Annotated in this window: 11 protein-coding genes; 1 reads left to right on the top strand and 10 read right to left on the bottom strand. The window is 63.0% G+C overall.

Features of this window, described 5'->3' with window-relative positions:
- Positions 1-70: 70 nt before the first annotated feature.
- A complete protein-coding gene (locus REH59_RS28935) occupies positions 71-775 on the top strand; it encodes a methyl-accepting chemotaxis protein (protein WP_370588338.1) in 705 nt (234 codons plus the stop codon).
- 109 nt (positions 776-884) lie between these two features.
- Here REH59_RS28935 and REH59_RS26780 read toward each other — a convergent pair whose 3' ends face one another.
- The 10 genes from REH59_RS26780 to REH59_RS26825 form a co-directional block, all read right to left on the bottom strand.
- On the bottom strand, positions 885-1619 hold the full coding sequence (locus REH59_RS26780) for an amino acid ABC transporter ATP-binding protein (RefSeq protein WP_003249271.1): 735 nt from the start codon (positions 1617-1619) through the stop codon (positions 885-887).
- The gene (locus REH59_RS26785; RefSeq protein ID WP_014860363.1) at positions 1612-2574 is read right to left on the bottom strand and encodes an amino acid ABC transporter permease; all 963 of its coding nucleotides are present in this window, start codon (positions 2572-2574) and stop codon (positions 1612-1614) included. Before REH59_RS26785 ends, REH59_RS26780 begins: the two co-directional genes overlap by 8 nt.
- Positions 2575-2653: 79 nt before the next feature.
- Complete coding sequence (locus tag REH59_RS26790; RefSeq protein WP_029380729.1) at positions 2654-3451, bottom strand: transporter substrate-binding domain-containing protein; 798 nt, start codon at positions 3449-3451, stop codon at positions 2654-2656.
- A 426-nt stretch (positions 3452-3877) separates the two neighbouring features.
- Positions 3878-6451, bottom strand: a complete 2574-nt coding sequence (mdoH, locus tag REH59_RS26795) for a glucans biosynthesis glucosyltransferase MdoH (protein ID WP_012053925.1) — start codon at positions 6449-6451, stop codon at positions 3878-3880.
- Positions 6444-8183: a glucan biosynthesis protein G gene (locus tag REH59_RS26800; RefSeq protein ID WP_003249263.1), complete on the bottom strand. Its 1740-nt coding sequence runs from the start codon at positions 8181-8183 to the stop codon at positions 6444-6446. The genes mdoH and REH59_RS26800 overlap by 8 nt, the downstream gene beginning before the upstream one ends.
- 263 nt (positions 8184-8446) lie before the next feature.
- Positions 8447-8884, bottom strand: a complete 438-nt coding sequence (gene dtd, locus REH59_RS26805; RefSeq protein ID WP_320450372.1) for a D-aminoacyl-tRNA deacylase — start codon at positions 8882-8884, stop codon at positions 8447-8449.
- A complete protein-coding gene (gene pip, locus REH59_RS26810; RefSeq protein ID WP_003249260.1) occupies positions 8881-9852 on the bottom strand; it encodes a prolyl aminopeptidase in 972 nt (323 codons plus the stop codon). Before pip ends, dtd begins: the two co-directional genes overlap by 4 nt.
- Positions 9853-10021: 169 nt before the next feature.
- Positions 10022-10825 (bottom strand): N-formylglutamate deformylase, encoded by an 804-nt coding sequence (gene hutG / locus REH59_RS26815; RefSeq protein ID WP_003249258.1) that lies wholly within the window; start codon positions 10823-10825, stop codon positions 10022-10024.
- A 10-nt stretch (positions 10826-10835) separates the two neighbouring features.
- A complete protein-coding gene (gene hutI / locus REH59_RS26820; RefSeq protein ID WP_014860367.1) occupies positions 10836-12041 on the bottom strand; it encodes an imidazolonepropionase in 1206 nt (401 codons plus the stop codon).
- 15 nt (positions 12042-12056) lie between these two features.
- Complete coding sequence (locus REH59_RS26825; protein ID WP_003249253.1) at positions 12057-13460, bottom strand: amino acid permease; 1404 nt, start codon at positions 13458-13460, stop codon at positions 12057-12059.
- Positions 13461-13521 lie beyond the last annotated feature (61 nt).

The raw sequence follows: 13521 nt of genomic DNA on the forward strand, positions 1-13521 counted from the left end.
CGAAGACACCAAGCTGCGCATCAATCAGCAGCGCGAGGAAACTGACCAGGTGGCCACTGCCATGAACCAGATGAGCGCCACCGTGCAGGAAGTGGCACAGAACGCCGAGCAAGCCTCCCTGGCCGCGACCAGCGCTGACCAGCAGGCACAGGTGGGTGACCAGGTAGTCGCCGAAGCCATCGGCCGTATCGAACAGCTGGCCGGGCAGATGGACCATTGCCTGGCGGCCATGCAGCACCTGGCAGGCGAGAGCCAGCGGATTGGCAGCATTCTCGATGTGATCAAGTCGGTGTCCGAACAGACCAACCTGCTGGCGCTGAACGCAGCGATCGAAGCGGCACGGGCCGGTGAAGCCGGGCGTGGCTTTGCCGTGGTGGCCGATGAGGTGCGTGGCCTGGCACAGCGCACGTCGACGGCGACCGAAGAGATCGGCCAACTGATCGACAGCCTGCACAACGGTACCGACGAAGTGACCCGCTTGCTGGACAGCAGCAAGAGCCTGACCGAACAGAGTGTGGAGCTGAGCCGCAGGGCCGGGCACGCACTGAGCCAGATCACCGACACGGTGTCGAGCATTCAGGGCATGAACCAACAGATCGCCACCGCCAGTGAAGAGCAAAGCGTGGTGGCCGAGCAGATCAACCGAAGTGTGATCAATGTGCGGGATGTTTCGGATCAGACCAGCGCGGCCAGTGAGCAGACGGCAGCCTCGAGTGGAGAACTGGAGCATCTGGGGCAGCAATTGCGGGGGATGGTGGGGCGGTTCAGCCTCTGACTTCGCCTCGCCCTCTTCGCGGGCAAGCCCGCTCACACAGGTACATCACCCCCATCAAGGCAGTGGTGGACATGCAGGAGCGAGCTTGCCCGCGAAGAAGCCAGCGCGGTTACAGCACCTGGCGCAGGAATGCCTGCGCACGCGGGTCTTTCGGCGCAGCGAAGAACGCGGCCGGGGCCGAATCTTCCAGCAGTTTGCCGTGGTCGAAGAACAGCACGCGGTCAGCCACTTCGCGGGCGAAGCCCATTTCGTGGGTGACGCAAACCATGGTCATGCCTTCCTGGGCCAGGGTCTTCATCACGTCCAGCACCTCACCGACCATTTCCGGGTCAAGCGCCGAGGTAGGCTCGTCGAACAGCATCACTTTCGGGTCCATCGCCAGGGCCCGGGCAATCGCGACCCGCTGCTGCTGGCCGCCAGAAAGCCGGGACGGGAATTCGTTGGCCTTCTGCGCGATACCGACCTTTTCCAGCAGCGCCCGGGCCTTGGCCTCGCGGTCAGCCTTGTTGCGCTTGCGCACCACCTTCTGCGCCAGGCACAGGTTTTCCAGCACAGTCATGTGCGGGAACAGGTTGAAGTGCTGGAACACCATGCCGACTTCGCGGCGGTAGGCATTGATGTCGGTCTTGGGGTCGGCCAGTTGCAGGCCATCGATGGCCACATGGCCTTGGTCGAAATGCTCCAGGCCGTTGAGGCAGCGCAGGAACGTCGATTTGCCCGACCCCGACGGGCCGAGCACGACCACCACTTCGCCCTTGGCGACCTGAGTGGTGACGTTATCCACAGCCCTTACCACCTGGCCACGGGTGTCGAAGACTTTCAGCAAATCACGGACTTCAATCACTTTGCGCAAGCCTCCGCTCGAGCCGGCTGGCAATGTGCGACAGCGGCAGGTTGATCAGCAGGTACAGGCCTGCCACGCAGAACCAGATCTCGAAGGTAGAGAACGAGGTGGTGATGGCCTCACGGCCACTCTTGGTCAGTTCGGTGATGGCGATCACCGAGACCAGCGAGGTGTCCTTGACCAGGCTGATGAACTGGCCGGCCAGGGGCGGAAGCACGCGCTTGAACGCCTGCGGCAAGATCACATGACGCATCGACTGGCCAGCGTTCAGGCCCAGCGACCGCGCAGCCTCGTTCTGGCCCTTGGCGATCGACTGCACGCCAGCACGGACGATTTCGGCCACGTAAGCACCAGTAAACAATGCCAGCGCCGCTACCCCGGCAAACTCGCGGGACAGGTTGAGCACGGTGCCGATGAAGAAGTAGAAGATGAAGATCTGCACCAGCAGCGGCGTGCCGCGCACCAGTTCGACATAGACGGTCGACAGGTCGCGCAGGGTCGGGTTGTTCGACAACCGGCACAATCCGGCGAACAGGCCGATCACCAGGCCCAGCGCCCCGGACACCACCGAGATCCACAAGGTGGTCCACAGGCCCCATGCCAGCGGGCCAGCGGCCCAATGGCGGGTTACCCCAATCTGGTCGCCTTCGGCAACATCGTCGCCGCGGCTCAGTTGCAGGCTGTCCTTGGCCACATCGAGCACTTGCTCGGCACCACTTTCGTCCTTCAGCGTGACGCGAGCGTTGTCACCGGAGATGACGACTTCCTGCACAGTGCCGTAGCCGGTAGCGCGTTGTGTTTCCTCGGCCTTGTAGGCGAAGTACTGCGGTACGCGGTTCCAGCGCCACTCGTAGGAAATCATCGAGGTGGCCATGTAAAGGCTGAGCGCCAGGCCTACCAGGACCAGGGCAGTCAACCCATGCCAAGGCCACTGGGCTTTCTTGTGTTTGATCACGTGGGGTACTTCCGTAAATGCGAACGCGCAGGGTTTGCCTGCGCGTCGGGGTCATAAAGCCGGGCTTGTGGCCTGAGCCTTATTCCATTTCCTTCAGCCAGTCCTTGTTCTTGAACCACTTATCGTGAATACGATCGTAGGTCCCGTCGTGCTTGATCTGGTGCAGGAAGTTGTTGATGAAGTTGATGCTGTCGTAGTCGCCTTTCTTCAGGCCGAAGGCCAGCGGCTCGTAGGTGAAGGGTTCTTCGAGGAACAGCAGCTTGCCGGCGCCGGCTTTCTCTACCGCCACCACGTTGTAAGGCGCGTCATAGACAAAGGCGTCGGCCTTGCCATTGACCACGTCCATCACCGCTTCCTGCTCGTTGTCGTAACCGTGGTACTTGGCTTTGCTGATCAGCTTCTTGGACACCATTTCGCCGGTGGTGCCAAGCTTGGAGGTCAGGCGGTACTTCTCGTTGTTCAGGTCCTTGTACGACTTGATCTCGCCAGCCAGCTCCTTGCGGATCAGCAGGGTCTGGCCAACCACGATGAAGGGTTCGCTGAAGTTCAGGCGCAGGTTGCGCTCCTGGGTCAGGGTCATGCCGCTGCCGATCATGTCGAACTTGTCGGTCAGCAAGGCCGGGATGATGCCGTCATAGGCGGTGGACACTGCCTCGAACTTCACGCCCATGGACTTGGCCATGGCTTTGAGGATATCGACTTCGAAGCCGATGATCTCGCCACGTTTGTTGGTCATCTGGAACGGCATGTAGGTTGGGTCCATGCCCACCCGCAAGGTGCCGCGCTTGACCGCGTCATCGATGGCGCCCGCCTGGGCCGCGGTCACGGCGACCAGGGCGGTCACACCGACCAGCAGTCGCGAAAGGTATTTCTTGATCATCACCAAGTCCCCTAGCAAGAAAAGTAGCGAATCTTATTGTGTTGGCACGGCCGTACTGGCCGAAGCGTCGTATCGGAGAAGGATGCTAACGCATGGCGGCCCGAGGACCTAGAGCCGCGGGGGGACTTTGTTGGCCAAAATGAGGGGGCTAGGCCAAAAAGCTTCGCGGGTGAACCCGCGCCTACAAGGGAATGTGTATCCCTGGTAGGAGCGCGTTCACCCGCGAAGAGGCCCGATCAGGCGCCCTGTAGGAGCGCGTTCACCCGCGAAGAGGCCCGATCAGGCGCCCTGTAGGACCGGGTTCACCCGCGAAGAGGCCCTGTCAGGCGCCCCGTAGGAGCGGGTTCACCCGCGAAGAGGCCCTATCAGGCGCCCCGTAGGAGCGGGTCCACCGGGGCGCCGAACCGCCGCGAACAGGCCCGATCAAGCGCCGACGAGTGCCGGTTGGCCTGCGTTTTCCGGGTGCAACGGCAACAGCGGCGAATGCGGGTCATTGTTGATCGACGCACGCCACACATCGATCCAGGCCGCATTGTGCTCGGCCCACACCTGCTCGTGCAGGCGGCTCAGTGCCACCGGGTCGCTGAGCAGGGCCAGGCGAGTATTGAGGTCCAGGCCTTTTGGCCCGACTTCAATTGCCTTGGCAACGCGCTCGGCACGCAACGCTTCGATCGGTGCCGCCTGGCCATGGCGGGCAGTGGCCATGGCGCAGGCCAGGGCGTTCTGCCGCGGGTCGACCACGGCCCGCACGAAACCATCATGCAAGGCATGCCAACGGTTTTCGTGGGTGTACTGGTCGGTAGCCAACAGCTCTTGTGGGGTGGCGTATTCCTCTGGGATGAGGAACAGCTTCTCGTCCTTGGCCGCCAGGCCCAGGCGGGTGCGGCTGGAAATCACCGATACAGGGATCGACAGCACCAGCGAACCGACGATAGGCGCCAGCCACCACAGGAAGCTCGGGTTCAACCACGCCACCAGTGCGGCCCAGGCAACGCCCAGCAGCGTCTGCGGGCCATGCCGGCGCACGGCTTCGCCCCACGGCGTGGAGTCGTCGTCACGCTGCGGCGAGTTCCAGGTCGCAGCCCAGCCGAGGAACGCGGCCAGCACGAAGCGGGTGTGGAAGATCATGCGTACCGGTGCCAGCAACATGGAGAACAGCATCTCCATCAGCATCGACAAGGTGACCTTGACGCGTCCACCGTACTCGACGGCGCCCTTGGCCCAGATCAGGATGACGCTAAGCAGCTTGGGCAGGAACAGCAGCACAATGGTGGTGGAGAACAGCGCCACAGCCTTCTCCGGGTGCCACTGCGGCCACAGCGGGTAAAGCTGGTACGGCTCGATGAAATACTGCGGCTCCATCAGCGTGTTGGTCGCCAGCAGCGCGGTCGACAGCACCAGGAACAGGAACCACAGCGGCGCCGACAGGTAAGACATCACCCCGGTGAGAAACACCGCACGGTGAACCGGGTGCATACCCTTGACCAGGAACAGGCGGAAGTTCATCAGGTTGCCGTGGCACCAGCGGCGGTCGCGCTTGAGCTCGTCGAGCAGGTTTGGCGGCAGTTCTTCGTAGCTGCCCGGCAAGTCGTAGGCAATCCACACACCCCAGCCGGCACGGCGCATCAGCGCGGCTTCGACGAAGTCGTGGGAAAGGATGGCACCGGCGAACGCGCCCTTGCCCGGCAACGGCGCCAGGGCGCAGTGCTCGATGAACGGCTTCATGCGGATGATCGCGTTGTGGCCCCAGTAGTGCGACTCACCCAACTGCCAGAAGTGCAGACCGGCAGTGAACAGTGGGCCGTACACGCGGGTAGCGAACTGTTGCATGCGTGCATACAGGGTATCCATGCCCGAGGCTTTCGGCCCAGTCTGGATGATGCCGGCGTCCGGGTTGGCCTCCATCAGGCGCACCAGGCTGCTCAGGCACTCGCCACTCATGACGCTGTCGGCGTCGAGCACGACCATGTACTTGTACTCGCCACCCCAGCGACGGCAGAAGTCGTCGAGGTTGCCGCTCTTGCGCTTCACACGGCGCCGACGGCGGCGGTAGAAGATGCGGCCAAAGCCTTTGGTTTCGCGGCACACATCTAGCCAGGCCTGTTGCTCGGCCACGGCAATGTCGGTGTCGTTGGTGTCGCTGAGCACAAAGAAGTCGAACCGGTCGAGGTTGCCGCTGGCAGCCACCGACTCGAACGTTGCGCGCAGGCCGGCGAACACCCGCGGCACGTCTTCGTTGCAAATCGGCATCACCAGCGCGGTACGCGCCTCGGGTGCGATCGGCTCGTTGCCTGCGCTGCTACCGGAAATCTTGTATTTGTCGCGCCCGGTGAGCAGCTCGAGGAAGCCCATCAGCGCGGTCCAGAAGCCCGCCGACACCCAGCAGAACAGGATGCCGAAGAGGATCAGGATGGAGGTTTGCAGGGCATACGGCCACACCTGCACCACCGTGTCCCACAGCGGCTGGTTGACGATTTCGTCAAAGTCCACGAACGACCAGCCCTGGTACGGCAGGATGCCTTTCATGTACCAGCCAGCGACGATGGTCTGGCCGATCATCAGCGCCAGCAGGATGTAACGGCGGATCGAGCCAACCGTGCGCCAGCGGGCCGGCGGCAGCTCGCGCTTGGGCGGCTGCGGGGCGTTGGGGCGGCCGGTCATGCGTCGCCACATGCGGATCAGCACATTGGTGCGCCATGGCTCGGGCACGACCTTGGTGCGCTTGATCGGTGGGGCGATCTTCAGGCACAGGCGACCGCTGCCGTCGACGCCGAGCATTTCAGCATCTTCCAGCTCGGCGGCGCTGCCCACGGTCAGGCGCGGGCCCACCGAGGCCTGCACGGCCTCGGCAGAGCTGGCGGCCGGGTTGGCCGCCAAGCGTTGGTGTAGCTCACTGAACGAGGTGCAGCTGGCAAGTTCAGCCCGCTGCTCGTCGCTCAGGGGTAGGTGGGCCAGGTACTCGCCAAGCGATTCCGGCCTTGCGCTTGAGTTACTCATCGGCAGGCAACTGATAGCTCCAGGTCTCGGTCAGCACCTTCTCGGTGGTGGCCGGGGCCCCGTTGGTGGGCGCCGCATCGGCGGCAGGTTGTTCGGCCTTGGCAGATTGCTCAGCCTTGACGGCTTTCTCGGCCTTGGCATGCTTGGCTGCGGCCTTGTCCTGCTTGGCGTCCTGGGCAGGCTTGGCGGGCTCGACCGGTACATCACGCACCAGTGCGGCGCGCATTTCGGTCGACTTGTTGGCTTCCTTGACCTTCAGGCGCAGGGTCAGGCGCCAGCCCTTGGTCTCAGGGTTATAGCGCAGATTGTTCTCGACCACCTCGGCGTTGTCGCCCACGCTGATCTGGCTGCGCACGGCGGTGTCTTCCGGCAGGGCGGCAAGCGCCGGGCCGGCGAAGTCGACCAGGAATGCCACGCTGCCATCTGGCTGGCGGATCAGGTTGGACTGCTTGACATCACCCGTGGAACGCAGGGTCTGCTTGACCGAGCCCAGGTCAGGGGCCTGGAACTTCGGCTCGTCGATGGTCCAGTGCAGGCGGTAGGCGTACTCGAACGGTTTACCTGGCTCCGGCAGTTTCTCCGGGCTCCAGAAGGCCACGATATTGTCGTTGGTCTCATCGGCGGTCGGGATTTCGACCAGGTCGACGCTACCCTTGCCCCAGTCACCCTTCGGCTCGATCCAGGCGCTTGGGCGCTTCTGGTAGTTGTCGTCGAGGTCTTCGTAGTCGCTGAAAGCACGCTGACGCTGCATCAGGCCGAAACCACGCGGGTTCTCGACGCTGAAGTTACTTACAGCCAGGTGTTTCGGGTTGTTCAGCGGGCGCCACAGCCACTCGCCGTTGCCGGCATGGATCGACAGGCCTTCGGAGTCATGCAGTGCCGGGCGGTAGTTGAGCACCTTGGACGGCTGGTTGGGGCCGAACAGGTACATGCTGGTCAGCGGCGCAATGCCCAGGCGGCTGACATGGTCACGCAGGAACACGCGGGACTGCACGTCGACCACGGTGTCGTTGCCTGGACGCAAGGTCAGCTTGTAGGCGCCGGTAGAGCGCGGCGAATCCAGCAGCGCGTAGATCACCAGGTGCTTGTCGGCTGGCTTGGGCTTTTCAACCCAGAACTCGGTGAAGCGCGGGAATTCTTCGCCCGACGGCAGGGCGGTGTCGATGGCCAGGCCACGGGCAGACAGGCCGTACACGTGGCCCTTGCCGACTACGCGGAAATAGCTGGCGCCAAGCAGGGTCATGATCTCGTCCTGCTTGTCGGCCTTGTTGATCGGGTACAGCACGCGGAAACCGGCATAACCGAGGTTTTTCGTGGTTTCCGGGTCGTGCGGCACGTCACCGAACTCGAAGCGGTCCGGGTCGTACTTGATTTCCTCGACCTTGGTGGCGGTGACCTCGTTGATTTTCACCGGGGTGTCGAAGTGCATGCCCTGATGATAGAACGACAGTTTGAACGGGGTCTTGTCCTTGGCCCACTCGGCCTTTTCCTGCAGGAAACGGATTTTCTGGTAGTCCGCGAACTTCATGTCGCGGAACACGGCCGGCAGGTTGCTTTTGGGCGCGTCGTACTTCTGGCCGGCCAGATCCTTTGCCTTGGCAGCAACATCGTCAAGATTGAATGCCCACAGCTGGCCCGCGCTCATCAGGCCGACCAGAGCCACACTGGCCATCAGCGCCTTGCGTAGCCCGACGCTGGGGATTCTTGATGCTTTTTGGGGACTAACAATCACGAGCAACCCTCGCCGAAAACAGATCATGAAACCAACGGCCAGCGACAAATGCCGGGTTGGCGAGCACTGTTCGGACCCCGCGAGGGCGTAATGATTCCCCAAACGGATCCAGACAATGCTCGAGTCAGAGTGAAACGGACCTACGAACGCAGGTCCATGCAGCGCGCGATTATCCAGCAGGTTGCGTGACAACGCATCAGGCTGGAGCAACTATTTATCGTACAAAACCCCTTGTTTTCCTGTGAACAAAGGGTTTTTTGACGTCATATTTGTAACATAAATGTTACGGGGCCATCATTGACCAGGTGCACCTGCATATCCGCGCCGAAACGGCCGCTGGCCACGTCGGCGTGCTGAGCTTTTGCCTGTTGCAAAAGATAGTCGAACAACTCGGCGCCGAGGGCCGGTGGCGCTGCGGTCGAGAAGCTTGGGCGCATGCCGTTGCGGGTGTCGGCCGCCAAGGTGAACTGTGACACCAGTAGGAGGCCACCCCCGACATCCTTGAGCGACAGGTTCATCTTGCCCTGCTCGTCACTGAACACACGGTAGTTCAGCAGCTTGTGCAACAGCTTATCGGCCTGTTCACGGGAATCTTCAGGCTCGACCGCGACCAGCACCAGCAACCCTTGGTCGATGGCGCCGATCACCTCCCCCGCCACTTCAACCCGCGCACCGCGCACGCGCTGCAGCAGGCCCCTCATGCTTCTTCCAAGGGCAGGTCGAGCAGGCGCCGGGCCATCTGGTCGGCGGCACGCACCAAGGCATCGGTGATGCCAGGCTCGGAAGCCGCGTGACCGGCGTCACGGATCACTTTCAACTCACTGTTCGGCCAGGCCTGGTGCAACGCCCAGGCGTTGTCCAAGGGGCAGATCACATCGTAGCGCCCATGCACGATCACCGCCGGCAGGTGGGCGATTTTGGGCAGATCGCGGATCAGCTGGTCCGGTTCGAGGAAGGCGTTGTTCATGAAGTAGTGGCATTCGATGCGGGCGATCGACAGCGCCCGCTGCGGTTCGGAAAAGCGGTCGACCACCAGCGGGTTGGGGCGCAGGGTGGCGGTACGGCCTTCCCAGGTGGACCACGCCTTGGCGGCGTGCATCTGGGCGATCTGGTCGTTACCGGTCAGGCGTTTGTGGAAGGCCCTGACCAGATCGCCGCGTTCCTCCGGTGGAATCGGTGCGATGTAGTCCTGCCAGTAGTCGGGGAAAAGGCGGCTGGCGCCTTCCTGGTAGAACCACTCGATTTCCTGCGGCCGGCACAGGAAGATGCCGCGCAGGATCAGGCCGTGCACGCGTTCTGGGTGAGCCTGAGCGTAGGCCAGGGCCAGGGTCGAGCCCCAAGAGCCACCAAACAGCACCCACTTGTCTATGCCAAGGTGTTCGCGAATGCGCTCCAGGTCTTCGACCAGGTGCCAGGTGGTGTTGTTCTCCAGGCTCGCATGGGGCGTGGAGCGGCCACAGCCGCGCTGGTCGAAGGTGATGATGCGGTACAGGTTGGGATCAAAGTAGCAGCGGCTCTGGGCGTCGCAGCCAGCGCCAGGGCCTCCGTGGATGAACACCACGGGCAAACCTTCCGGCGAGCCGCTTTCATCGACATAAAGCACATGCGGCGCTTCCACGGCCAGATCGTGCCTGGCGTAGGGTTTGATCTGCGGGTAGAGGGTCTGCATTGCGCACTCCGTGTGAGGATTATTCGGCCGTGGGCCATCATAAACCTGAATTGCGCTTTCAGCACCGTCCTTGCTGACGCGTTCGAATGGCGCGAATTGACCCTTGCGCAGATTTCCGGCAACTGCCTCCCACGGTGCCTGGCGACGCCGATAGCGTCGCCGCCTCCACTCAACGCTTGTAACGCGCGTCGCCCCAGGCCAGCAGCGCTTGCAGTAGCTGCCTCAAGACCGCTTGCGTCGGCTGCGCCAAGTCTTCCCGGTAGGCAAACGGCTCGACTTCCTCCATATAGGTGCTTTGCGCCAGCTCCAGTTGCACAGCATGGATATGGTTGGCCGGGTCGCCATAATGCCGGGTGATGTGACCGCCTTTGAACCGACCATTAAGCACGTGGCTGTAACCTTGCACCTCGGCGCACACACCCTGCAGCCGCTCAGCCAGTGCCGGATCGCAACTGGCGCCGTTGAAAGTACCCAGGTTGAAGTCCGGTAACTTGCCGTCGAACAGGTGCGGGATCAGCGAACGGATCGAATGGGCATCCCACAGCAGCGCATAGCCAAACTGCTCACGCAAGCGGTCCAGTTCACGACGAATGGTCGCGTGATAAGGGCGCCAGATTTGCTCCAGATAGCGTTTGCGCTCTTCGCCAGACGGCGCCAGCCCGTCTTTGAAGAGGGGCTCGCCGCCGAACAAGGTCGCCGGGTACAAGCCCGTGGTGGCGCCGGCGTACAGCGGCTTGTCGTCGTCCGGACGGTTCAGGTCGATGACGAAGCGTGAGTACTCTGCGGCTACCACGCTGGCACCCAAGTCACGGGCAAAGTCGTACAACTGCGGGATGTGCCAGTCGGTGTCCGGCAAGCTTTGCGCCTGGTCGACCAGGCCGTCGCGCACGGCGTCGGTCAGACGCAAGCCAGCGTGCGGCATGCTGATCAGCAGCGGCAGGCGACCTTGGTGAAAACTCAATACCTTGTCCATCGTGCCTCGCTCAGTTGGAGATTTCGTGGCCCATGCGCACTACGCGCTTGGGCAGGTCGCCACCCAGCCAGTAGGCCAGGTCGGCGGGGCGTTCGATTTGCCAGGCAACGAAGTCGGCCACCTTGCCCACTTGCAGTGAGCCGTGACTGTCACCCAGGCCCAGCGCCGTGGCGGCGTGCACCGTAACGCCTGCCAGGGCCTCTTCCGGTGTCATGCGGAAGCAGGTGCAGCCCATGTTCAGCATCAACCGCAGCGACAAGCCTGGCGAGGTGCCGGGGTTGAGGTCGCTGGCCAGGGCAATCTTTACCCCGTGGCGGCGCAATGCATCCATTGGCGGCAGCTGGGTTTCACGCAGGAAGTAGAAAGCACCCGGTAACAGCACGGCGACCGTGCCGGCGTTTGCCATGGCCACGGCGTCTTCCTCTGTCATGAACTCCAGGTGGTCAGCCGACAGTGCCTGGTAACGCGCGGCCAGGCTTGAGCCGTGCAACGATGACAGCTGTTCGGCATGCAGCTTGACCGGCAGGCCCAGTTCGCGCGCCTTGATGAACAGCCGCTCGACCTGGGCCGGCGAGAACGCGAGGTGTTCGCAGAAGGCATCCACCGCATCTACCAGGCCTTCGGCGGCCAGGGCCGGCAACATTTCATCGCAGATGTGCGCGATGTAGTCATCGGCCCGGCCTGCGTACTCCGGGGGCAAAGCGTGCGCTGCCAGGCACGTGGCACGCACCGTCAGCGGCAGCTCGTCGGCCAGGCGCCGGGCCACTCGCAGCATCTTGCGCTCATTGGCCAAGTCCAGGCCGTAGCCGGACTTGACCTCGAGGGTGGTCACGCCATCGCGCATCAGTGCCTGAACGCGCTGGCGAGCACTGGCGAACAGCTCGTCTTCGCTGGCCGCCCGGGTAGCCCGCACGGTACTCGCGATACCCCCACCCTGCGCGGCGATTTCGGCATAGCTCACGCCCTGCAGGCGCTGCTCGAACTCGCCGCTGCGGTTGCCACCGAACACCGCATGGGTGTGGCAGTCGATCAGGCCGGGGGTGACCCAGGCACCCCCCAGGTCAACCGTGCGGTCAGCTTCGACCGGTGCCAGCTCGGCGCGTGGGCCTATCCACTCGATCAGCCCGGCGCTGGTGACGATCGCCGCGTCCTCGATGGCCGAGTAACGGCCATCGGCCATGGTTGCAACATGGCAATGCTGCCAGAGGGTTCTCATGCACAATCTCCTTTGCTAGCGGTGCAGCTCGGCCGGCTCCGCTACCGGCTGGCCCTGCCCTGCGCGCGGCTTGCACCACAGCAGGTAGGACGCCACCAGGAACACCACCCAGATCACGCCGACGATCAATGCCGCCTGGGTGTCCGGGAAGTAACCGAGCACGCCAAAGATGAACACCATGAACGCAATGGCCATGGCCGGGCCGTATGGCCAGAACGGTACCGGGAACTTGAGCTGGGCCACTTCCTCGCGGCTCATGCTGCGGCGCATGGCTACCTGGGTGAGCAGGATCATCAGCCACACCCACACCGTGGCGAAGGTGGCGATCGAGGCAATCAGCAGGAACACATTTTCCGGGATCAGGTAGTTGAGCAATACGCCGATCAGCAGCGCAGCCCCCATCACCACGACGGTCATCCACGGTACGCCATGTTTCGACAACTTGCTGAAGCCGCGCGGGGCGTGGCCTTGCTGGGCCAGGCCATACATCATGCGGCCAGCGCCAAAGATGTCGCTGTTGATGGCAGAGATGGCAGCGGAAATCACCACGACGTTCAGCACGGCAGCGGCAGAACCAATGCCCAGGTTGCTGAAGATCTGCACGAACGGGCTGCCCTGGCTACCGATCTGCGGCCATGGGTACAGGCACATCAGCACGAACAGGGTGAGCACGTAGAACAGCAGGATACGCAGTGGCACCGCGTTGATCGCTTTGGGAATGACGCGCTGCGGGTCTTTTGCCTCACCGGCGGTGACGCCGATGATCTCGATACCGCCGAAGGCGAACATCACCACGGCAAACGACGCAATCAAGCCCCCCACGCCGTTAGGCATGAAGCCGCCGTGGTCGAACAAGTTGCTCATGCCTACGGCATGCCCGGTACCCACCTGGCTGAAACCGAAGGCCATGATGCCGAGGCCGGCCAGGATCATCGCCACGATGGCGCCGACCTTGAGCAGCGACAGCCAGAATTCCATTTCGCCGAATACCTTGACGTTGCACAGGTTGAGGCCGCCGATCAGGAAAACGATGCCCAGCACCCAGATCCAGCGGGCTACCTCCGGGAACCAGAAGCCCATGTAGATACCGAACGCGGTGACGTCGGCGATGGCGACGATGACCATCTCGAAAGCGTAGGTCCAGCCAAGGATGAAACCGGCCATTGGGCCGAGGTAGGTCGTGGCGTAGTGGCCGAAGGAGCCGGCCACCGGGTTGTGCACGGCCATTTCGCCAAGGGCGCGCATGACCATGAACACGGCGGCGCCGCCGATCAGGTAGGCCAGCAGCACGGCCGGGCCTGCCATCTGGATGGCCGAGGCAGAACCGTAGAACAGGCCGGTGCCGATGGCGGAGCCGAGGGCCATGAAACGGATGTGGCGGGCACTTAGCCCGCGCTTGAGACCTTGAGCTTGTTGCATGTCACGTCCTTGAATTGTTTTTGTGGTCGTGAGATTGAGCGGCTGCTGCGCAGCCCCTTCG

The sequence above is a fragment of the Pseudomonas sp. BO3-4 genome, assembly GCF_034044115.1.
GTDB classification, from domain to species: Bacteria; Pseudomonadota; Gammaproteobacteria; order Pseudomonadales; family Pseudomonadaceae; genus Aquipseudomonas; species Aquipseudomonas alloputida.